This is a genomic window from Paraclostridium dentum (assembly GCF_012922555.1).
Taxonomy (GTDB): domain Bacteria; phylum Bacillota; class Clostridia; order Peptostreptococcales; family Peptostreptococcaceae; genus Paraclostridium; species Paraclostridium dentum.
The window spans coordinates 44867-66692 of record NZ_WIPK01000010.1; the positions used below are offsets into that span (position 1 = coordinate 44867).

29 protein-coding genes are annotated in these 21826 nt (G+C 25.4%); 15 read left to right on the forward strand and 14 right to left on the reverse strand.

Features of this window, described 5'->3' with window-relative positions; translation table 11 throughout:
* The first annotated feature begins 3 nt into the window (after positions 1-3).
* Positions 4-183 carry a hypothetical protein gene (locus tag GFJ41_RS13655; protein WP_170075611.1) on the forward strand — a complete coding sequence of 60 codons (180 nt, stop codon included), beginning with the start codon at positions 4-6 and terminating at the stop codon, positions 181-183.
* A 135-nt stretch (positions 184-318) separates the two neighbouring features.
* On the opposite strand, the gene GFJ41_RS13660 is transcribed toward GFJ41_RS13655, so the two are convergent.
* The 3 genes from GFJ41_RS13660 to GFJ41_RS13670 form a co-directional block, all read right to left on the reverse strand.
* Entirely contained in the window at positions 319-522 is a 204-nt protein-coding gene (locus tag GFJ41_RS13660; RefSeq protein WP_170075612.1) for a helix-turn-helix transcriptional regulator, read from the reverse strand.
* Positions 523-530: 8 nt separating this feature from the next.
* Complete coding sequence (locus GFJ41_RS13665) at positions 531-896, reverse strand: DUF3796 domain-containing protein (protein WP_170075613.1); 366 nt, start codon at positions 894-896, stop codon at positions 531-533.
* A 295-nt stretch (positions 897-1191) separates the two neighbouring features.
* Positions 1192-1656 carry a GNAT family N-acetyltransferase gene (locus tag GFJ41_RS13670; protein ID WP_170075614.1) on the reverse strand — a complete coding sequence of 155 codons (465 nt, stop codon included), beginning with the start codon at positions 1654-1656 and terminating at the stop codon, positions 1192-1194.
* A 250-nt stretch (positions 1657-1906) separates the two neighbouring features.
* Here GFJ41_RS13670 and GFJ41_RS13675 point away from each other — a divergent pair, with 250 nt between their 5' ends.
* Positions 1907-2416 (forward strand): VanZ family protein, encoded by a 510-nt coding sequence (locus GFJ41_RS13675; RefSeq protein ID WP_170075615.1) that lies wholly within the window; start codon positions 1907-1909, stop codon positions 2414-2416.
* A gap of 214 nt (positions 2417-2630) precedes the next feature.
* On the opposite strand, the gene GFJ41_RS13680 is transcribed toward GFJ41_RS13675, so the two are convergent.
* Positions 2631-2774 (reverse strand): nucleoside/nucleotide kinase family protein, encoded by a 144-nt coding sequence (locus GFJ41_RS13680; protein ID WP_170075616.1) that lies wholly within the window; start codon positions 2772-2774, stop codon positions 2631-2633.
* Positions 2775-3304: 530 nt separating this feature from the next.
* Between GFJ41_RS13680 and GFJ41_RS13685 the strand changes: the two genes are divergently transcribed.
* The 3 genes from GFJ41_RS13685 to GFJ41_RS13695 all read left to right on the forward strand — a co-directional run bounded on the left by GFJ41_RS13685 (position 3305) and on the right by GFJ41_RS13695 (position 4738).
* Complete coding sequence (locus tag GFJ41_RS13685; protein ID WP_035117340.1) at positions 3305-3751, forward strand: MarR family transcriptional regulator; 447 nt, start codon at positions 3305-3307, stop codon at positions 3749-3751.
* 2 nt (positions 3752-3753) lie between these two features.
* A complete protein-coding gene (locus tag GFJ41_RS13690; RefSeq protein WP_170075617.1) occupies positions 3754-4323 on the forward strand; it encodes a cyclase family protein in 570 nt (189 codons plus the stop codon).
* A gap of 232 nt (positions 4324-4555) precedes the next feature.
* Positions 4556-4738 (forward strand): DUF4177 domain-containing protein, encoded by a 183-nt coding sequence (locus GFJ41_RS13695; protein ID WP_035117337.1) that lies wholly within the window; start codon positions 4556-4558, stop codon positions 4736-4738.
* A 139-nt stretch (positions 4739-4877) separates the two neighbouring features.
* Here GFJ41_RS13695 and GFJ41_RS13700 read toward each other — a convergent pair whose 3' ends face one another.
* Positions 4878-5090, reverse strand: coding sequence for a helix-turn-helix domain-containing protein (locus GFJ41_RS13700; RefSeq protein ID WP_170075618.1), 213 nt, complete (start codon positions 5088-5090; stop codon positions 4878-4880).
* A 13-nt stretch (positions 5091-5103) separates the two neighbouring features.
* The gene (locus GFJ41_RS13705) at positions 5104-5586 is read right to left on the reverse strand and encodes a DUF2975 domain-containing protein (RefSeq protein WP_170075619.1); all 483 of its coding nucleotides are present in this window, start codon (positions 5584-5586) and stop codon (positions 5104-5106) included.
* Between the two features lie 364 nt (positions 5587-5950).
* On the opposite strand from GFJ41_RS13705, the gene GFJ41_RS13710 reads away from it, so the two are divergent.
* Positions 5951-6460: a VanZ family protein gene (locus GFJ41_RS13710; RefSeq protein WP_170075620.1), complete on the forward strand. Its 510-nt coding sequence runs from the start codon at positions 5951-5953 to the stop codon at positions 6458-6460.
* Positions 6461-6958: 498 nt separating this feature from the next.
* Here GFJ41_RS13710 and GFJ41_RS13715 read toward each other — a convergent pair whose 3' ends face one another.
* Entirely contained in the window at positions 6959-7255 is a 297-nt protein-coding gene (locus GFJ41_RS13715; RefSeq protein WP_170075621.1) for a hypothetical protein, read from the reverse strand.
* A 358-nt stretch (positions 7256-7613) separates the two neighbouring features.
* Between GFJ41_RS13715 and GFJ41_RS13720 the strand changes: the two genes are divergently transcribed.
* A complete protein-coding gene (locus tag GFJ41_RS13720) occupies positions 7614-8033 on the forward strand; it encodes a YjdF family protein (protein WP_170075622.1) in 420 nt (139 codons plus the stop codon).
* Between the two features lie 115 nt (positions 8034-8148).
* Here the strand turns inward: GFJ41_RS13720 and GFJ41_RS13725 are convergent, their stop codons facing one another.
* Both GFJ41_RS13725 and GFJ41_RS13730 read right to left on the reverse strand, forming a co-directional pair.
* Positions 8149-8643, reverse strand: coding sequence for a GNAT family N-acetyltransferase (locus tag GFJ41_RS13725; RefSeq protein WP_170075623.1), 495 nt, complete (start codon positions 8641-8643; stop codon positions 8149-8151).
* A gap of 63 nt (positions 8644-8706) precedes the next feature.
* The gene (locus GFJ41_RS13730; RefSeq protein WP_170075624.1) at positions 8707-10119 is read right to left on the reverse strand and encodes a metallophosphoesterase; all 1413 of its coding nucleotides are present in this window, start codon (positions 10117-10119) and stop codon (positions 8707-8709) included.
* Positions 10120-10582: 463 nt separating this feature from the next.
* Between GFJ41_RS13730 and GFJ41_RS13735 the strand changes: the two genes are divergently transcribed.
* From GFJ41_RS13735 to GFJ41_RS13745, 3 genes are all read left to right on the forward strand, one after another.
* Positions 10583-11074: a DUF4829 domain-containing protein gene (locus GFJ41_RS13735; protein WP_170075625.1), complete on the forward strand. Its 492-nt coding sequence runs from the start codon at positions 10583-10585 to the stop codon at positions 11072-11074.
* A gap of 176 nt (positions 11075-11250) precedes the next feature.
* Positions 11251-11820 (forward strand): sigma-70 family RNA polymerase sigma factor, encoded by a 570-nt coding sequence (locus GFJ41_RS13740; protein WP_170075626.1) that lies wholly within the window; start codon positions 11251-11253, stop codon positions 11818-11820.
* Positions 11820-13187 carry a DUF4179 domain-containing protein gene (locus GFJ41_RS13745; protein ID WP_035117322.1) on the forward strand — a complete coding sequence of 456 codons (1368 nt, stop codon included), beginning with the start codon at positions 11820-11822 and terminating at the stop codon, positions 13185-13187. Before GFJ41_RS13740 ends, GFJ41_RS13745 begins: the two co-directional genes overlap by 1 nt.
* 165 nt (positions 13188-13352) lie before the next feature.
* Here the strand turns inward: GFJ41_RS13745 and GFJ41_RS13750 are convergent, their stop codons facing one another.
* Complete coding sequence (locus GFJ41_RS13750; protein WP_052169224.1) at positions 13353-13778, reverse strand: VOC family protein; 426 nt, start codon at positions 13776-13778, stop codon at positions 13353-13355.
* 536 nt (positions 13779-14314) lie between these two features.
* Here GFJ41_RS13750 and GFJ41_RS13755 point away from each other — a divergent pair.
* A complete protein-coding gene (locus GFJ41_RS13755) occupies positions 14315-15436 on the forward strand; it encodes a hypothetical protein (protein WP_035117321.1) in 1122 nt (373 codons plus the stop codon).
* A 280-nt stretch (positions 15437-15716) separates the two neighbouring features.
* Here GFJ41_RS13755 and GFJ41_RS13760 read toward each other — a convergent pair whose 3' ends face one another.
* From GFJ41_RS13760 to GFJ41_RS13770, 3 genes are all read right to left on the reverse strand, one after another.
* Complete coding sequence (locus tag GFJ41_RS13760; protein ID WP_035117319.1) at positions 15717-16232, reverse strand: ClbS/DfsB family four-helix bundle protein; 516 nt, start codon at positions 16230-16232, stop codon at positions 15717-15719.
* A 62-nt stretch (positions 16233-16294) separates the two neighbouring features.
* Positions 16295-16720, reverse strand: coding sequence for a hypothetical protein (locus GFJ41_RS13765; RefSeq protein ID WP_170075627.1), 426 nt, complete (start codon positions 16718-16720; stop codon positions 16295-16297).
* Between the two features lie 290 nt (positions 16721-17010).
* Positions 17011-17523: a GNAT family N-acetyltransferase gene (locus tag GFJ41_RS13770; RefSeq protein WP_170075628.1), complete on the reverse strand. Its 513-nt coding sequence runs from the start codon at positions 17521-17523 to the stop codon at positions 17011-17013.
* Positions 17524-17866: 343 nt separating this feature from the next.
* On the opposite strand from GFJ41_RS13770, the gene GFJ41_RS13775 reads away from it, so the two are divergent.
* The 4 genes from GFJ41_RS13775 to GFJ41_RS13790 all read left to right on the forward strand — a co-directional run bounded on the left by GFJ41_RS13775 (position 17867) and on the right by GFJ41_RS13790 (position 20170).
* A complete protein-coding gene (locus GFJ41_RS13775) occupies positions 17867-18487 on the forward strand; it encodes a cation diffusion facilitator family transporter (protein WP_206001559.1) in 621 nt (206 codons plus the stop codon).
* A 104-nt stretch (positions 18488-18591) separates the two neighbouring features.
* Complete coding sequence (locus tag GFJ41_RS13780; RefSeq protein ID WP_170075629.1) at positions 18592-19062, forward strand: ferritin-like domain-containing protein; 471 nt, start codon at positions 18592-18594, stop codon at positions 19060-19062.
* A gap of 277 nt (positions 19063-19339) precedes the next feature.
* Positions 19340-19807, forward strand: coding sequence for a hypothetical protein (locus GFJ41_RS13785; protein ID WP_170075630.1), 468 nt, complete (start codon positions 19340-19342; stop codon positions 19805-19807).
* A gap of 222 nt (positions 19808-20029) precedes the next feature.
* Positions 20030-20170 (forward strand): hypothetical protein, encoded by a 141-nt coding sequence (locus GFJ41_RS13790; protein WP_170075631.1) that lies wholly within the window; start codon positions 20030-20032, stop codon positions 20168-20170.
* A 244-nt stretch (positions 20171-20414) separates the two neighbouring features.
* Here the strand turns inward: GFJ41_RS13790 and GFJ41_RS13795 are convergent, their stop codons facing one another.
* Complete coding sequence (locus GFJ41_RS13795) at positions 20415-21824, reverse strand: HAMP domain-containing sensor histidine kinase (protein WP_170075632.1); 1410 nt, start codon at positions 21822-21824, stop codon at positions 20415-20417.
* Positions 21825-21826: the final 2 nt, after the last annotated feature.

Consider the following 21826-nt stretch of genomic DNA (forward strand, 5'->3'; position numbering starts at 1 on the left):
TTTATGAAAATAGGTAAAATTAAAACAACTTTAATTTATTTAGCTATAGTTATAATAGTTAAAAATTTAGTTGAAAATATAGTTAGAAATATGTTTTTGGCGAATATATTAATATTTTTAATATCTCTAATATTAATAATTGGAATAAACAGTATTGTTGATGTTTTGAGAAATAGAAAATAATTTTTATAAAAAAACTAAAAACACATTTAAAGGTATCTAGTAATAATGCCCTTAAAATCCATTTATTTAGATTTTAAGGACATTAACGTTGTTCTAAATACATAACTAGTCCTTAAAGTGAAATTTTAAGATTTATTAAAGTTCAAAAATGAATAGACTCTCAATTGGGGTATCTAATTCCCTAGATATTCTCACAGCTAGTTCAAGTGAAGGATTATATTTAGCATTTTCTAAACGGGCTATGGTTTCTCTTCTAACATTAACTTTAATAGCTAACTCTTCCTGTGTTAGTTCTTTTAATTGTCGATATTTTTTTAAATTACTTATATAATTTGTCATAATATTTTTTAGTCCTCTAAATCAAATTTGTAAGTTAAATATGCCCATAAATTTACAGATATTGCAAAAGTAAGTGATAGTATAATTAATTGAATTTTATAAAGTAATTCAAAGTCTAAAGAAAATTGACCAATAAAAAGACTTAATAAAAATGCTATTGAAAAACATATCCTAAAAGAAATTGAACCTGCTTTATATCTATCTGCAATTAATCGTTCATCTTCAGTTGATCCTAGTTTAAACCACCAAAAATAAGCAAAACAACCAAAGAAAGCAAAATTTAAAAAGAATATAGGGTCATTATTTAACCCTGAAAATCCTAAAAAACCTAGAAATCCTAGGAAATATGAATGTTTGTGTATTGTTTTTTTCATAATAAATCCCCTCTAAATGTGATATATTTATATCTTTATAGTACAAATATATCACATTTGATTTTGAATTGATACCTAAAATGTAAAATAAATTAGTTTATAACAATTTCTAAAATTGGTTAAAGATTTGTAGTAAAAATGCCCTTAGAATCCATTAATTTAGATTCTAAGGGCATTGACCTTATCTTAAGATAACTATAAGTGAAATTTTAAGACTTGTTATTTTAATATAAAAAACTGCACATAAAATCATATGTTTTATTGAACAGTTTTTTTATTTATCACTACTTTTTAATTAAATATTTTTTATCATTATTAAACATATATTTATTTCATCCCAAAGTTCTTTTATTTCTTCCAATGGGTAAAAACCAACATTTTTATAGAACTTTCTTGTATCTGCATAGTACTTATTTGGATTTGATGGTCCTAGTGTTTTAACTTGAAGAAATTTAGTACCTATGTTGGCTAATGTATTATTTGCAACATCAACTAATGATTTTCCTACATGCTTACCTTGATATTCTTTTAATACTCCTATAACATATATTTCTGATGTGTACTCATTATTATGCTTTATACTTATAAATCCAATAGGTTTTTCTACGTCATAAGCTACATAAAATTTAGTATCTTTTACACCTTCTACATATTCAACTATAGACTCTTCAATATCAAACCACTCAGGAAGTTTTCTTAATATGCAATCAGCAACATTAGACTTAACCTCAATATCATGTATTTCTATAATCTTAAACATAATTATCCCCCTAGCATTTTTACAATTCATCTTGAAACATTTTCTAATTAAATCATATCAGAACTTTTAATTTAAGTGTGATCACAATAATAGATACTTTTGTGATCATTGCTAAGAAATTTTAAGACTATCTATTTATATTAGTACAGCTAATTTAAATAAATTTTTTAATAGTATGAGAGTTTTACTAGTTTTTTTATTTTATATAACTTACTATTAAATTTATATAAAGTATTTAGGGGTCAGTTAAATGGAAATAAGTAGAAAAAACAATAGCTATAAGGTAACGAGTATTTTATTGATAATATATTTGTTTATACTAACCTTTTTAATAGTATTTAAAATGGGTGTAGCAGTTTCGGGGGAAAGAAGTATTAACTTAGTACCTTATGGAAGTTCTGTAATAGTAAATGGCAAGCTTTATACCAGAGAGTTAATAGAGAACGTAATTGCATTTATACCTTTAGGTTGTTATATAGGTATGTTAAAGTGGGATTGGAGTTTTACAAAAAAGATACTTCCTATATTTGGAGTAAGTTTGTTATTTGAAATAACACAATTTATATTTGGCTTAGGAGCATCTGATATAACAGATTTAATTAATAACACGCTAGGTGGAGCTATAGGGATTTTAATTTACTTTATACTTATTAAAATATTTAAATCAGATTTGAAACTGAATAAAGTTATTAATATATTAGCATCTTTAGCAACTATATGTCTTGTATTACTGTTAACGATTTTGATTATAAGCAACTAATCCTTAAAAAACTTGTTTAAAGAGTACTAGTAAAAATGACCTTAGAATCCATTTATTTGGACTCTAAGGTCATTAACTTTATATCAAGTACATAAGAAATTTTAAGATTTGTTGTTTTAATATAAAAAACTGTACCTGAATCGGTGTTTTTTATTTATTGTACAGTTTGGCTCGTGATTTAAATATTTTCATCAAATCATATGCTTTTTAAATACTAAATTTTTGATATTCCTTCTAAAATTTGAGCTATAATTTTATCGGTGCTCAAACTACCATCTACAACTAAATCTGAGTTAGGCTTTATTATTTTTATATGCTCTGAATAAGAAACTCTAGCCTCTGATAGATAGCAATTCATATCATTTTTTAGTAAGTCGGATGGCTAGGCATATATCTTAATATATGCCTAGCCATTGTAATATCTAAGGGTGTATCTATAAAAACTGTGAAGTCAATTTCTTGCTTAATTCATTTATAGTTGTAGTTTTACCACCACCTGATACAGCTGAAATTGCAATTACAACTGGGCTTTTCTTCATAAAGTCCCCCATTTTTAATAATATGTCCATATGTGACCATTAAAACAGATATTTTTGTAAGCGTTCTTGAAAAATATTATTCCTTAAAACTTGTTTAAAGGTTAGTGGTAAAAAGGCCCTTAAAATCCATTTGTTTGTATTCTAAGGGCATTAACTCTATCTGAAATATGGAACTAATACATAAACGGAAATTTAGAGATTAGTTTATAGTTAAGAATTCTATTTTAGTATTTACAACGTTAAACAAAATTAAATCTTTATTTCTTTCTTAAAATTTATTGACAAAAAACAGATTCACTGTTATTGTTTCCATAGAAACAATATTATTTCCATGGAAAGGAAGTTAAGTATGGATTCAAAAATCTTAAAAAAGTTTCAACAAATATATGAAAAGCAAGATGTACTTAGTAAACTAATAAATGATGATCTCTATTCAAAGATAGGTTATTCCGAACTGCATTGTTTAGTTACTATACATGATTTAAATGAACCAAATTTAACGGAACTAAGTAATCACATGAATATGACATTAGGTGCAATTAGCAAGATAGTAAAAAAACTTCAGCAAAAAAAACTAATTGAAGTTATCCAAAAAGAAAATAATAAAAAAGAAAAATATTTAGTATTAAATCAAGAAGGAGTTCTCATTTACAAAGAACATGAAATCGCACATAAAAAGTGGGAAGAACGTGACAACACATTTTTAATGACAATAAAAGAGAGCGATAAAAAAATAATCAGCACATTTTTAGATTCTTTTAATGAGTACCTTGATCAACTAATTAAGGAGTGTTAAAAATGATAATAGATATAACAACAAGAGTAAGTAATGAAAAAAAAGAAAAATGGCTAAGTGAAAGTACACAACCATTTGTATTAAGTGGACATATTGGAACCCATTTAGACACCTATGAAAAGACTGAAATCCCAATGAACTATTTCAGAAGTAAAGGTGTATACATTGATGTAAGAGACATTGCGGAAAAAAGAGAAATTGAGATTGAAGATATTGAAAAATATATTATACCAAAAGAAGCGTTTGTAATATTCCATACTGGAAGAACTGACAATTATGAATACGGAAGCTCTGAATATTTTAAAAATCATCCACAACTTTCCGATAAACTTATAGAGTATTTAGCAAAACAAAAAATTCATTTTATTGGAATTGATTGCTCTGGGATTAGACGTGGTAAAGAGCACGAACCGGCAGACATTTTATGTGAACATAATGGAATTTATGTTATCGAGAACTTATGTAACTTATCAAGTATAACATCATCTGAATTTGATGTTTATACAATGTGGTTAGAAGATGATAAGATGACAGGTCTTCCATGTCGAGTAATTGTCGAAATTAAACACTAAGAATATGATCTATATAATAAAAAATAAAGTTAATATATATCTAGATCTTAAAAACATATTTAAGGATGTCTAGTAAAAATGCTATTAGAATCCATTTATTTGGATTCTCAGGGTATTAACTTTATCTCAAATAGATAACTAGTCTTTAAAGTGAAAAATTAAGACTAATAGTAATAATTAGTATTTAGCCGTCTTGATTTTGCTATAATATTGATTAAAAAGGAGATAGAAAATGAAACAATTCGAATATAAATTTATACAGATATATGGTAAAGATGGTATTACTAAAAAATCAGCAAGTAAAAATAGAATAGAAGCACTAGAAGAACTTTTCAATCCCTTGGGTAAAGAAGGTTGGGAATTAGTCCACATACATTGGTTGGAAGGTTTAGCTGTTTTTAAAAGAGGAGTTTAAACTAATCTTTAAAAGCATATTTAAAGATAGCTAGTAAAAAAGCCCTTAGAATTCACTTATTTGGATTCTAAGGGCTTTAACTTTATTCCAAATATGTAACTTAGTCCCTAAACGAAAATTTAGCTACTAGTTACTCTAATTAGCTCTCATCATCTCTATACTCAAGGATGTCACCAGGTTGACAACTTAAGACTTTACAAATTTCATTTAATGTAGAAAATCTTATTGCTTTTGCCTTACCTGTTTTAAGTATAGATAAATTAGCATTAGTTATCTCAACTTTCTCTGCTAAATCTTTGAGTGACATCTTTCTCTTTGCCATCATTACATCTAAATTTATTATAATTGACATTAGTCACCTCTCCCTAAATTGTAAGGTCGTTATCGTCTTTTATATCTATGGCTTGTTTTAAAAGCCTTTTAAGAATTTCTGAAAATGTTGCGATAATAATTGGTACAAATACTAGGACTAAGCCAATTATTATTATTCCTGGGGCATCAGCTTTATCTGCCCAAAAATATAAAAACGGTAAATTGGCTGTATGTATAATACTAATTGATATAGCACAATTTTTTATACTTTTTAATGCTTTAACTGATAAATTAGAAAATGCGTTATTTTTATCTATATAACTTAAAATATTTAGTGTTCTGTAAAGAGCAAAATAAAATGGAATTAAACTTACAGTAAAACATAAAGAAGTGGGATATAAAGCTGTAAATTCGTAATTTTTTGAAATCTCCTTAATAAATATTGACATTATCAAAATATATAAACTAACTACAAAAACTCCACTTAAAAATATAATTAACTTTAAAAAATTAGTTGAATATGTTTTATTTTTCATTAAAAATACCTCTTCAAATTTATTTTATATAAAAAACTTTGATGCTAATAAAATCATACTTACACTCAAAAACATTATACTAAGAATAAATATAAGCCAAATTTCTAAATTCAAATCTACTATAATAATCATATTAAAATATAAATATATATACCTCCTGTCGTAAGAATATATATTTATATTAGTTGAAATAATATTGAAAATCAATAATAATTTATTGTTTTTGGCTATAATTTTATTGGAGGTTATAACTAATATTTCATGAATTAATATGATAAATTTAATATTATGAGAGTTTTTACTAGTTTTTTTATTTTATATAACCTAACATTAAATTTAGATAAAGCATTTAGGGGGGAGATAAATGGAAATAAGTAAAAAAAATAACAGCTATAAGGTAACGAGTATTTTATTGATAATATATTTGTTTATACTGACCTTTGCAATAGTATTTAAAATGGGTTTAGCAGTTTCGGGGGAAAGAAGTATTAACTTAGTACCTTATGGAAGTTCTGTAATAGTAAATAGCAAGCTTGATACCAGAGAGTTAATAGAGAACGTAATTGCATTTATACCTTTAGGTTGTTATATAAGTATGTTAAAGTGGGATTGGAGTTTTATAAAAAAAATACTTACTATATTTGGAGTAAGTTTGTTATTTGAAATAACACAATTTATATTTGGATTAGGAGCATCTGATATAACAGATTTAATTAATAATACGCTAGGTGGAGCTATAGGAATTTTAATTTACTTTATACTTATTAAAATATTTAAATCAGATTTAAAACTGAATAAAGTTATTAATATATGCGCATCTTTAGCAACTATATGTCTTACATTACTGTTAACGATTTTGATTATAATCAACTAATCTTTAAAAACTTGTTTAAAGAGTAAAAATGCCTTTAGAATCCATTAATTTATATTCTAAAGGCATTAGATTTATGTAAAAAAGACATCTTAATAAATTAAGATGCCTATGACTTATAATATTTAATCAAAACCCAAGGAAAGGCTAATACAATAATTAATAAATATATTCCATCAATATAAATTATGCTTGAAATTAACCCTATTAATATATAATTAACACTAAGAGTATTAATGATTTTTCTATCATTTTTTTTAGGATCTTTTACAAGTTTTAATATATTATTCTTAAATATAAATATTATAACACCATATAAAGCATATGATAAATTACTATAATATAGCAAAGTATATACCTGCATCTTTCATATATTTTGAAGCACTTAAGTTTAAATTTAATTTATTAGGAACCATATAAAATCTACCCCCTTTTTCGATTTTATTGAAAGTAAATTGAAAAAGATTAAACATAATAACATTAAAATTATTATTATATTTTTTATACACCTGATTGAACTGCAATAACATATAGTACAGTAATTGCTACATATATGGCTATTATTAAACTGTAATGAACTACCATATTTATTTTTTTCTTTATTACCCAGTATATTATTGATAAAAAGCAATATATCAAAAATATACCTACTATCCTTTGAGGAATATTATAGGGGCTACTATATAGACTTGGTTCATATAGATTGGGTTCAAAAAAATTTGAAGGTTCGGATATTATAAATATAAGTCCAAATCCTCCTATAATCCAATCTATTATATTCCATGTATGTTTACTCATTTCTAAATTTCCTCCATTCAAACTGAAATCTCAAAGTATGAAACCTTATTGTATAATTCCAGATTAAAATATATTTTGTATTATCCTTATTAAATTTTTAAAGACTAGTTAAAATTATATAAAAGTTCTAATAAAAAATATTGAAATTGGATTGAGATAGGTTTATTTGGGAGTAAAATTTAAGTGATATAACTTTTACACATGCAATTTATATCTACAATATAATAAAATGATATAATAGACTAGAGAGATAAAAACACAGTTTCGGTTGGTAGTCCGAACCTATTTGTAAAATAGCAGTAACCTGCCCTCCTGGGTTGTCCATTCTTTTGTAATAAAATTACAGGAGGAATTATTTATGAAACAAAGTAGTTGCAAATTAACAGTATTATTTCAAAATCCATTTTGGATTGGTATTTTTGAAGAGGAATGTGAAAAAGAATATAATGTTGCAAAAATAGTCTTAGGAGCAGAACCTACAGAATCTCAATTATATGAACTTATATTAAAGAATTATAATGAGATTTCATTTAAAAAAACTGAGGCTGAAATAGTATCAACTCAAAAGAAAGTCAATTACAAGAGATTACAAAGAGAAGTAAAAAAAATACAAAATGAAAAAGGTATAGGAACAAAAGCTCAAAATGCTATCAAAATTCAACATGAAGCAGCCAAAGTTGAACGAATTAAGAAAAGAAAAGAAAGAAAAGAAGAAGAACGGGATAGAATGTATGAATTAAAACAAATAAAGAAAAAAGAAAAACATAAAGGTCATTAATAAAAAACTAATCTTCAAAAACTTATTTAAAGGTTAGTAGTAAAAATGCTCTTAGAATCCATTTATTTGGGTTCTAAGAGCATTGAATTTATCTCAAATAAAGACCACTAGTTTATTAAATATTTTTTAACATGTATGTAGCAGACAGTTTTTTCCCAGACCACTCTAGTTCAATATCTTTAACTTTTTCAAATCCTAGATTAGTCCAAAATTCATAAATATTTTTATTATAATTATTTACTATATCAATTCTAATAGATTTGGAATTTGATGATTGTAAATATTGTTCAAATAAATTATAAACTTGTTTTCCAATACCTTTTGACTTGTAATCTTTATGGAGCATAAGTATAGATAGATAAGATATTTCTCCAAGTTTGAAATCTAATAGACCGATAACGGAGTCATTATTTTTATCAACAACTTTACAACAATTAAAATTAATACGTTGCATTTCCTTAAACTCTTTAGTAATCCATTGTAAATCAATTTTAGAAACTCCAATATGATTAATAAGAAAGTCTACGTTAGAATTATATATATTAACAAACTGATCTAAATCTCCATTAGTAACATAATCTATACGATAATCTTTGTTTTCAAGGCTCATTTAAAATCCTCCTTGTATAAGGTATCTCCTATATATCAATGTACTTTTAATATATAAGTTGTTTTATTTTATATGCTTTAACTTCATAAAAGACCACACTTTATCTAGTGTAACTTCAAATTTATCATTAATATTAGGATATATAGTTACAAACCCATTTTTAAACTCAGATTTATCAAAATTAAAATCTGCCCACAGTAATTGTTCATAACCATATAGCTGACAGACAACCTTTTTATTATTCATAAATATCATCTGAACCATATCTTCACTTTCAGCTTTCTTTATATCTTTCCACTTATAACCTATTGTTTTATATATTGTTTCAGGAGAAGTATTCGTATCAAACACATAGGCTTTGTCCCATTTAAACGGAGTCAATTTACTTAAATTAAGATTTTTATAAGATTTATCTTTTGGATTCTTTTCAAAGTATAAAGTTGTATTTACCAGTTTTCTAAAAAGCATATCAAAATTTTTATCTTCTTGACTTTTTTCAAAATTAGTTACTTTACTGGATTTTTCAACTATATTCCATTTATTATTATTTTTTTCTAATTGAAAATTAATTTTAGAAATGGCTTCTCCATATTTTCCAGGCTGAGTTACTATAACTGTTTCGCCAGATTTGTTCTTGTAATTATGTTGATCAAAATCTTTATGAGTGTGTCCTGCAACTATGGCATCTATCCCATTAACTTCTTGTGCTAATTCTTGTATTCTATTTTCAGGCAATTTATCGCCCTTTTTCTTCTCTCCAGAATGAACAACAGCTAATATAATATCTGGATTTTCTTTTTTCATAACTGGAACCCATTTTTTAGCCTCTTCAACTAAATCACTCATATACAATGATCCATTAAAATCATCTAGTTCTTTTAATCCATCGCCTAAAGGTTTAACAGTGCCATTTTTTAACGTTTCATATCTTTGACCTACTTCTTTTACAGTAAGCCCTAAAATTCCTATTTTAACATCCCCATCAGGAGTAGAAACTTTTTTCATTGTATAAGGTTTCAAATAGTTATCACCATTTTTATTATGAGTATTTGCAGATAATATATCAATATTTTGTTTTTTAAAATCAGAAACTACATCATCTAGTTGAGCTTTGCTATTAAATAGAAATTCATGATTTCCAAGTACTACAGTATCATAACCTATTTTTTTCATTTCTTTTGCAAATGGAAATTCTACATATTTATGATTTCTATCATCATCACAGTCTCTATCAAAGCAATATTTATTCATATCTGAACCAGGGTTACCATAATCTATAAAGTCTCCTGCATCAACTACAATTGTATTTTTATGTTTAGATTTTTCACCTTGTATATAAGAAGATAACTCATAAGGCATAAATCCATGTAAATCGGAAGTTGCCAATATATTTACTTCTGAAATTTTCGTTGAACTACACCCTGCCATTAAGAAAATAAATAGCCCCAAAAACCCTATTATTAATCTCTCTTTCATCAGATCCCCCACTAGTTTTGTCTTTTGTGCTAACTGGAATATTTTAACATATAATGTTAGAGGATTTATCAAACTTGGACTAAAACAGGACTATTTAGGACTAATATAATTATATTTCTTTAATACAACTATTCATTTCTATTAGTACATATCATAGTCACATATTCTCTTCATTATAAGAACACCTAAACCCTTAAAGTTTCCAGTAAACTTTTTAAACGGACCTTTAAATCTATAAAGTCTTCTATAGATGGGTAAGGGCATTAACTATATTATCTAAAGTGAAATTATAAGACTACTTATCTTTTAGTCCAGAATTTATATGTTTTATTCCAAGTTTAAAAATTAAATTTATATATTTGTTATAATATGAAAGTTATTAAAGTAGGACAATTTATGGGGGCTAGATTTATTTCAAACCATAAGATTACTTAAAATGAGATAATAATGACGACTTTATTTTATGAAAAATAGTACAAAATTTTTTTTAATATGCTTAATATTTTTAACTGGGGTTATATTTTTCAAGGTCAAATATAAAAGTTTTGATAAGGAAAGTTTACCTGTAGATTGGAAAAAAGATGCCAAATCGGTTATGGAAGTATATATAAATGCAATAAATACAAAAGACTTAGATTTTATAAATGAATGTATATTTAATATGGATGGTTATGATTATAATTATATAGGTTTTGATGGTCCAGCGAAAGGAACGTTTGATGATTTGATATATATCAAATATCTAGATTCAGAAGAGGTTCCATTTAAAACTGTTGAAGGTAGATTGAAAAATGGAGAATATCTTTATTTTAAAGAGGGAAAATCACTTGATGTTAAATATAAAGTTAAATACCTATTTGAAAATCAACCTGAAGAATCAGGTATAAATTATCTAAAATATAATTTAATTAAGAACGAAGATGGAGATTATAAAATAATATCATGCGGATATTAGAAGTTAATTAAAATAAAAATATTTATGAAAATATAGAGCTATTCTCATATTTGAGGATAGCTTTTTTAGTTTTTGTAGAGAGATATTCAATATGAATTAAAAAATTGTAAAAATGTGCAACTAAATGAATATCTACTGAATCTAATATGCGTAATCATGATTATAGGGAGGACAATATGATAGAAAATACCATACTAAAAAGAGTTAGGCTTTTTAGTAAAAAAAGCAAATTAACAGAAGAAATAGATTTAGTAAATGAATCTAAAAAAGGCTCAGATCAAGCTTTTGAAGATCTTATAAATATATATAAAGAATACCTTTATAAAATGGCATTTATTTATACAAAAAACGAGAATGATGCATTAGATATTTATCAAGAAACAGTGTATAAGGCCTATTTAAATATAGGTAAACTTAAAGATTCAAGTTATTTTAAAACTTGGATAACAAGAATACTTATAAATAATGTAAATATTAAAAATAGACACGTAAATAGGTTTAAAGATGTGGAAGTAGAAGATTACATAGGGGAAATAGAATATTCAAGTATAGAGGAAAAAATAGATTTATATGATGCAATAGATGTATTAGAGGAAAAGTATAAAACACCTATAATACTACAATATTTTCAGGATTTAACAATAAGTCAAATATCTAAAATAATGGATTGTAATGAAAATACGGTAAAGTCATATATAAGACGAGGAAAGAAAAAATTATATGATTTGTTGAAGGAGGAATCATAATGAGTAGATATGATGATATAAAAATACCAGATAATATAGATGATATAACTAAGATTGCGATATCAAAAGGAAGAAAACAAAAGAATATAAAAAAGTACAGAAATGTAATGGTTGCATCAATAGCCACATTAGTCATAGGCGGTGGTGTTATGGGGGTTATAAATCCTTCAATAGCAGATTCTATACCTATAGTGAGAAATATAGTAAAATATTTTGATAACAATAAAGATTCTAGATTTAAAGGTGATAAACATGAACTAGAGAAAACTTCTAAGAGTTTAAATTTATTTGTTAAAGATAAGGGGATAGAATTTAAAGTAAATAGCATATCTTATGATGAAAGTTGTATGACTGTATTTTATACTATAAAAACAGATAAAAATATAAAAGAAAATTATAATATAGCTGAAAATTCTTTTTTAGATACTCCATTTATTAATTTATATATAAATGGGAAAGAGGTCAATGAGTACCGTAATCCAGAATTAGAGTCTAAGTTTGTAGGAAGCAATAAATTAGAAGGTATTTATAGATTTGATATGAGTGGTATAGATATAAAAGTAAATGATAAAGTAGAATTAAAGACAGATAATATATTTAATACAGATGGTAACTGGAATATAGCTACTAATGTAGATAAATCTAAAAGTAACGTAGATAGTCATGTCTATAAAGTTAATAAGAAATTTACAATAGGGGAAACTAATTATGATATAAAAGAAGTTATAATTTCTCCATTAGGAAATAAGATGCTTATTCAAACTAGTGAATTAAAGGATTCAAATAAATCAAATAAATCAAATGAAGAAAATGAATTTTTAGCTGGATTTGCACTTATGGATGATAAAGGGAAAGTTCTAAATATAATAGATAATGGAAGTCATGGTCCAGATGAAACAACTGGAATTGCAACAAATTCACTTGAGTTTATAGGAGCAGATAGTAGTACAAAATATTTACAAGTTGTACCGACAAAATATATACGTTTTGCAGACGATAAAATGTCTGAACCAAAGAGCATAAATAGCCTTCCTTTAACATTTAAAACAAGTGAAGTTGGAAAGATAAAGATAGACAGTTTCAAGGTAACTGGAGACAAAATAGAATTTACTTATTATAAAGAAGGGCTTGTAGACATTGAACCTTACTTAGAGTATTTCGACAAAGATGGAAATAAAGTAGATTTTGGTGGATTACAAGATACATACGTTGATAGAAAAACTGGAAAATATACTGAAACTATTGATTTAAAGGGATATAAACATAATGAGGAAAAGATAAAAAGTATAAGCAAAATTTCTGTTTCTTATGTGAATGATGTAAAATTATTAAAAGATAAATCCATAAAAATAGAGTTGAATAAATAATACCTATAGAAGTGTAATATCTTTGAAATATTTTAATTTAGAAAAAAGCAATAAGTTTACTTATTAAAAATAGAATAAATTACACTTTAAAATTTATTTAAAATGTAGTGGTAAAAAAGCCCTTAAAATCTATTCATTTAGATTCTAAGGGCTTTAACAAAAAAATTAGAACTCTTCTTTAACATTATCTATGACAGAGTCAAAGGTTTTATTAGAATTTAGACTTTCTGTTATTGTAAAAATATGACCATCTATATCTTGTATTATTAATTCTTTTGCATTCCAAGGTTGTATTGTTGGCTCTTGAATTATTTGTATATTATGGTTTAGTGCAGATTTATAGATTGCATTGATATCATTGAAAAATAAATTAATATTTACTGAATCAGTAGGATTAACATCAGTAGATTTCAATAGCATCAAATCTTGATATTTTTTACCTCTCAGATGAACCATTGAAATATCACCGTTGGCATCCCTAAAATCAAATATTGAATGGAAATTTAATACTTCACTGTACCAATTCTTTGAATCCTCTATATTTTTAACCTTTAACTTTACAAATAAAGGAATTTGATAAAACTCAATCATTGTAATTACTCCCTTCGTGTATATTTAAATTTTAAAGTATTACGTTGTGTTAAGGTCAATATAAAAAATATAAATTATTTTATAAAAATTTATTTAATGGTATCTAGTAAAAATGCCATTAGAATCCATTTATTTGGACTTTAAGGGATTAAGTACATAACTAGTCATTAAGGTGAAATTTTAAGGCTAGTTATAAAATTTTGCCACCATGTATGAAACGAAAGATATTATAAAAACAGAAAAAAACTTTTATGGATCCTAAAAGTTTGCTTAAATCAAATTTAATACCTATGGCTTTCCAAAGCTATTCAAACATAGTATACCTCTTTAGAAATTTACTTCAAATATATTCTCTTACTAATATGTAAGGTATATGTAAGGTAATTACAATGCATATTGTATTTAATAAATATATAATAAAAAAAGATTAACTTTTAAAGCAATATTATATACAAATTTAAAACGATATATAAATCAATTAAAGTTAATATTCTATTTATTAAAAATACAATAAAAAACAAATAAGGAGAAATATTATGAATAAAAAAAGACTTCTAGTTCCTGTATTATTATGTACTATAGTCGGGATCGTTGGTTGTTCTAAAGATAGTAAGATGGAAATAAAACCACAAAAGATGGAAACTAGTATAGAATCTCAGCCATACAAGGATTTAAAAGCAGAATGGAAGAATATGAATTTAGAAAGATATATAGTTAGAGCGGCTCAGCAAATATGGAATACCTGGCCATATTCAAATAAAGTATGGCCAGGTACTGATTATAGCAAATTTAATGTATTATTTGTTGATACTGAAGGTAAGAATGCTTGGCTAGTATCTCAAGATAAGAAAATAAGTAAAATTAATGCTAAAGATTTACCTTCTGATTATAAGGCAGAGGGGGTGCCATTTATTTTTAAAAGTTCTAAAAATAAATTAAATAATGTCCCAACTATTAAAGTAGAATTAGATGCTAATAAGTTTAAAAATGATTATGATACTGGTGAGTTTGAGTCTTTACCTGATTCAACGATGTTATTTCCATTTGTTACTCATGAAGAGTTTCACAGATATCAAGACACTTGGAAAGTAGGGGCTACAGATCAAGAAAAATTAGAAGAAATCGGACAAAAAAATTTCAAAGCTAGAGCCCAAAGATATGAAATAATAAATGCACTAAAAAAAGCAGTACTTGAACCTGAAAAACAAAAGGAATATTTAGAATCTGCTAAATGGTGGTTTGAAGAGTACAAAAAGGATAACAAAGAAGAATATGAATTAGTAAAAACTGCTGACGTGTTAGAAGGGTCTGGCAGATACTTTGACATGGCTATGAATGTTAGATCTGTAGCAGGTATGAATGTAAGTAAAAAAGATGCACTTAAGATGTATCAAGATATGATTTCAAAAGATTACAAATTAGATGCTAATAGATTCTTTGGTTTACCCGATGAAGAATCATATGATATAGGTGGTCCAACTGGTATTTTATTAGAAATGAAAGGTAATACTTCTTGGAAATCTGAGGTAGAGAAAGGTACTCCACCACTTGAAATATTATTAAAAAATTATAAGGCAACACCTCAAAAGTCATCATCTGAAGTTGAAAAACTTATAAAAGATATAAAAGATAATAGAAGTAAACAGACTACCAATTAGGTGTATATTTAAAATAGGGTTTATATATGGAATTCAACAATCATATATAAACTCTATTTTTATTTGATTTTTATGAAAAAATAGAGTTAAGTGCAAGATCCTAATCTTATTTTTTATACGTATATTTTTTATCTATAAATCTATCACCTAAAATTTGAATTAGAACATCTTTACCTAAAACGACATCTAATTTCAAGAAACCATTCTTTAAAACTTATTTAAATACACCTAGTAAAAATACCCTTAAAATACATTAATTTGGATTCTAAGAGGATTAACTTTATTGTTGTTGCAGTTTTTTCCACTTTCGTATTTTTGTCCTAAATGACTTGAAAGGTGCAACAGTATTTATATGAATCCATTTCCATATTGGCCAATTTGAAGGTGTTGATGATGACCATTTTCTTCCTCCTTGTTGAAACAATTCAATATCTGTATATGTATTTATCAATTGAATAATTTTCTTTTCTGTCTCTACAAACATATTACATAATTCTGTTAGAGTATATACATCATACTTCTTATAGAAACTTTCATATAAACTACCAAGATTATTCCATTTATAGTCTGGGGTTGGGGTTACAACATCAATCCCCTGCTGCTCTTTACTTTCCCAATCAAGAATAAGATTCATCCATCCTAATTGATAGGCGATCATTTGAGCTGGAGTTTTATCTACTCCATCAATTAATTTATCTTTATCTTTTTCATTAATACCATTAAATTCTTCTATGAATAATTTTGAACGATTTGAAATTTCTAAAATTAATTCTTCTCTATTTTTATATTCTACCAATTTACAACTCCCCTTTTAAAATTCAAATTTACCTATATTATATAGTAATTACTAATTTAATCTCAATTTGTTTCATCTGTATTTTCAGTAAAATACAATGTGTAGCCCTCGCAGGAAATGACCAATGTATTCTCCTTTGTGGTATCTGAATATTTAGTAATACTTTTACTTAAAATACCTTTTTTATTATTATCAAATATTACTTCGTAAATATCTTGAGAAGAATCCCTTTTTGTACAGTTTCCAATCCATTTATTGTCGCTACTTTTATCTGTAATAGTAACAGAAGAACCTTGTAAAATGCAGACAATATCTTTGACAATAGCATTTGGAAAAGCATCTTTACTTTTATTTGAACAATAAATAACTTCTCCATTATTATCTTGAATAGATCTCATATTCCAAGTTGTTTTTTGATTATCCTTACTACATCCACTTATACAAATACAAAACATACATAGTAAAATAGCTGTAATTACCTTTTTCATTAAATTTACCCCTTCGTAAAATAATTATTGATTTTAACTTAAACTTTTAAAAGAATTCCTAGTTTATATATACTTAGAGTTTAACAAAATAACTACTAAAGCAGTTGTTTTTGTGATTATTATAAAAAATAATACTTACTAAAATATACTTAAAGATATCTAGTAAAAAAGCCCTTAAAATCTATTTATTTAGATTTTAAGGGCTTTAACTTTATTCTAAATATTTAACTAGTCTCTAAAGTGAAGTTTAAAGAATATTAAATAAATAGTTTATATTGAAAATAAAATAGTTACTCATTTAGCCCATTGGCTAAATCGATAAGAGATTGGTTCTCGACTCTATAAACAGTCCATTCATCCATAGGAATTGCTCCCATTTTTTTATAGAATTCTATAGAAGATTTATTCCAATCAAGACACCACCAATCCAATCTACCACAGTCTCTATCTATAGCTATTTTACCCAAAGCTGAAAGTAATGCCTTTCCAGCTCCAAGACCTCTCATACTCGGTCTTACATATAAATCTTCCAAGTATAAATTAGCTTTACCTAAGAATGTAGAGAAGTTATGGAAAAACAATGCAAATCCAACTGGTTCATTATTATATTCACCTATTATTACTTCAGCTTGTTTCTTAACAAATAAAGATTCATATAATATTTCTTCTGTTGCAACTACTTCATTTAATAGATTTTCATAATCTGCTAATTCTTTAATAAATGTAAGGATTAAGTTATTATCTTCTTTTGTTGCAAATCTAATTTTGAAATTAGGAATGTTAGTGTTGATATAATTTTTCATAAACGAGGCTCCTTTTATTTAGTCAGTAATTATATTTTAAATCATACTTCTTAATAAGGCTATGAATATTTTATTGGTAGGTATTGTAAATTAAGAAGAATACTTTTAAAACACATTTAAAGGTATATAGTAAAAATAACTTTGAAATTTATTTATTTCGATTTTAAGGTCATTAACTTTATTTAAAATAATAACTTATCATCTAAAGCATTGTGCTTATTTTTACATATAAAAATGCTATTTTATAAATGCATTTTTTATATATATTTATTAGTTTTTCAAATGCGCAATCATATACCATTTGAGATTGATTAATTAGATATTCCTCATCAGAATAGTTATTTTGATTATCTATTTTTTAAACTTTTGTATAAAATTAACTCTTATATACATATCCTTAATTAAAAATCCAGTTGAACCAACTATAACTATGGCTAGTTTAATAGTTTTAGTTATTACATTGATAATTAATATACTTGTATGTACTTATGAATATAGAATAGGTAAAAAATTAAATAGTTATATTCTTGTTTCCAACTCACTTCACACAAAGAGTGATATTTTTGTATCTATAGGAGTTTTAATGACATTAGTAGGTGTGAAACTTGGCCTTCCAGCTATAATTAACCCAATAGCATCTTTAATTGTTGCAGGGTTTATACTTCACGCATCGTATGAAGTATTTAAATCAACTATTGATGTATTAGTTGATACAGCAGTAATAGATGAAGATGACATAAAGAAAGTGATTAAAAAATTTGAATCTATAAAGGGAGTTCATAATATAAGAAGTAGAGGTAGCGAAAATAATGTTTATATTGATATGCATATTTTAGTTGAACCTAAAATTACATTAGAAGATTCTCATAAGCTAACTCACGATATTGAGGAGATTATAAAAGAAAAAATTAATAAAAGGGCTCAAGTTATAGTTCATATTGAGCCTTATTATGATAAAAAATAGAGAGATGGGTAGGATTTTATAAGTTGTATGTAAAACAAAGAACACTATTGTCATATCCTGAATAAGATATATAGAAATGTATGATTTTAAGGGAGGCGTTTTAGTTGTTTAATTATAATTACCCAACATCAAAATCATTTATGCAATCGCTAAATTTAATGCAACAATCTGTAGAAGGTGAAAAGTCAGATGCACTTTTCTATGAATGGTTAATAAACAATATACCTACAGATAGTTTAACTCAAGAAGAATCAAAATCTATAAAAGATACTATTGAATCAATAAGAGAAGATGAAATATCTCATAATAAAAAATTTAAGATAATGTATAAACAATTAACTGGATTAGATGCAAAGCCAGAAGAAACTGAGTTTATACCACCTAAAAATTTTACAGAAGGTATACTTAAAGCTCTTAATGGAGAACTAAATGCTGTTAAAAGATATAGAGAAATAATGAATGGAATGCCAAATTTATACTATAGAGATAATGTATTTAATATATTAACAGATGAATTAAGACATGCTAATTTATATAATTATATATATACAACAGTGTTAAAAAATCCAAAATAGTTTAAATAAATATATATGGATTTAAAATTAAGACAATTACAACTGAATTGTTACAATGATATTTAGATAATAAAAAAGTCAAGTTTGAGCCTACAAACTTGGCTTTTTTATTGTATAGTATTTCAAAAGTATAAACTTTAGTTGCTGCTTTAAATAATAATATCTTTAATGTTAACCTAATTATGATTTAATGTAGAATTAACCTTTTAGGAGTAGTATTTAATCATTAGAGAAAAGATACAACTAGCATACAATAGTGCAACGGAGGAATTAATATATGGACATAATACATAAAATTCTAAATGAGGGATTTGCATGGTTATCATTAGCATTTGGATTAATATTAACATGTAAATTCGTTGTTAGAATAGGAATGAAAAAAAGTAAAACTTACACAAATGAATTAAAAAAGTTAAATAAATATATGGCAAATACTCACAAACTAATGGGGATATCACTTGTAATAATAGGGGTTATACATGGGATATTTTCAGGTGAATCAGTAATAAGCCTAAATACAGGAACAATATGTTGGGTTATAAGTATAACTCTTGGGGTAAGCTGGATGGCTAGAAAAATACTAAGAAAACAAGGGAATTGGATTAAATATCACAGACTTTTAACTTTAATATTTTTATTAACATTAGGATTTCATTTAATTGATGTAAAAATATTTGATAATAAAATTTCAACAAATATCCTTCAGCATATTGCTAGGATTAATGCTAATGAGCTTTCACGATGAGAATGGAAGTTGTCGAACTTTGAAATAATTTGAATTATGAATTACATTGAAAGTCTGTTGTATACAATGTAATAATATTAATTGTAAAATTTTAACATTGTATATTTCACTTGGGGGTTTCACTTTATGAGATTTATAATGTTGGATGTAGAAAATATCTAAAAGCAAAATTAAAGTAAGGTAAGTGTATTCTTAGTTTACTTTTATAAAGAGGGAGATCATATGGAAATAAACAAGAGAAGCGTTTTAGGAATTACTGTTATATTAATTTTTTGTTCAATGTTAATATTTATTTTAAATAGATATGGATTAACTCAGCTGTATGTAATTTTTCAAAGGATAATACATCTTTTAACAGCATAATATATAAAAAGAAAAAATAGACATATTAAATTTATAAGAAGTAAGTTTTAAATTATATAACTATGCGAACTATTAGAGTAAAGTTTATTTTGTTGTTGAAAATTAAGATTAGGGAATGTTGATATAAACCAAGTTAACAAGCTAAATAACAATTTAATAATAGGCACTAAGTAATAAAAAATGGAGGGGATTTCCCTCCATTTTTGTTTAAAATCATTTAATAAATTCTAAAGGTCAATATAATTTACAACGTGATTTTAATATCCGTTCCTTTTCCCAAGATGCTATTAATTGTGATATCACCATTATGAGCATTTACAATTTCTTTAGCTATAGACATACCCAATCCTGAACCCTTATGAGATTCTCCAGTATTTGTGCCTCTATAGTATCTATTAAATATATTCTCTAAATCTTTCTCACTTATTCCCTTGCCATTATCACTAATTGATATAAAAGTTTTGTCATTTTTATACACGCTCACAACTATACTTATATTTTCATCATTATGAACTAATGCATTGTATATTAAATTATTTAAAACTCTTTTTATAAGAAATTTATCTATATCTATAAATATTTTATCTTCACTACATTCAAACCTAATATCTACTTTACTATATTTGGAATCATTTAATATGTCTATAACTGAGTCTTTTACAAAACTTACTATGTTTACTTCCTCTTTTTTTAATATAGATATATTATTTTTAAGCTGTATGTTCAAGTTTAGGTCATCAACTAGTTCCTTAATATAATTAGACTTATTATGTATTATACTTGCATAAGACTTTATATCATCACGTGAAAAATCATAATCTTGTTCTAAAAACTCTGCATATCCACTTATTGATGAAAGGGGTGTTTTTATATCATGTGAAATATTGGCTACCCACTCATCTCTCATTTTATCTATCTTTTTTCGTTCTAATTCATTTTCTTTTAGCTTATATGATAAAATGTTTAGTTTTTTTAACACATTTATATAGAGTCCTTTTTCTTTAAAATAAATTTCATAATTTCCATCATATAAGTGATCTACACTATTTATTATATTTTTTACAGGTTTAGTAAGACCTTTACTAAATATATAACCAAATATTATTGCTATTATAAAATCTACTAGTATTATTGCTTGTATTCCTAGTTTTATAGATTTACTAGCAATATCTGGGGCTGTAATAAATATATGCTTTTCTAGAATATTACTAGGAAATCCAATTAAATATGTGTATGTAACATTATTTATATTCTTATATCCAGCTAATATTTGTGAAGTATCGCCAAGTCCACCAGCATATTTATATCCATTTATTATTTCTATAGTTGTATGCTTATCTTTAATTTCTTTAGGTTTATGATAACTGTATACTTCTCTATTATCTTCATTTAATATTTGAACCCAAGAGTTTGACTTGTCTATCAAGTTTTTACCATTATTATTTATATATAATTTATTATCTTTACCTAAGTCGATATAGTTTTCAAAATTCCTAACAAAGTTCGTTATTTTGTAATTAGTACCATATTTACTTTGATCATTTTTGCTTTGATTATTTATTAATAAAAAAGCCATACCTATATTGATTGTTACTACAAGCACGGCAACTATCGCTACACTCAAAACATATCTTAAAGTTAATTTTATTTTCATAA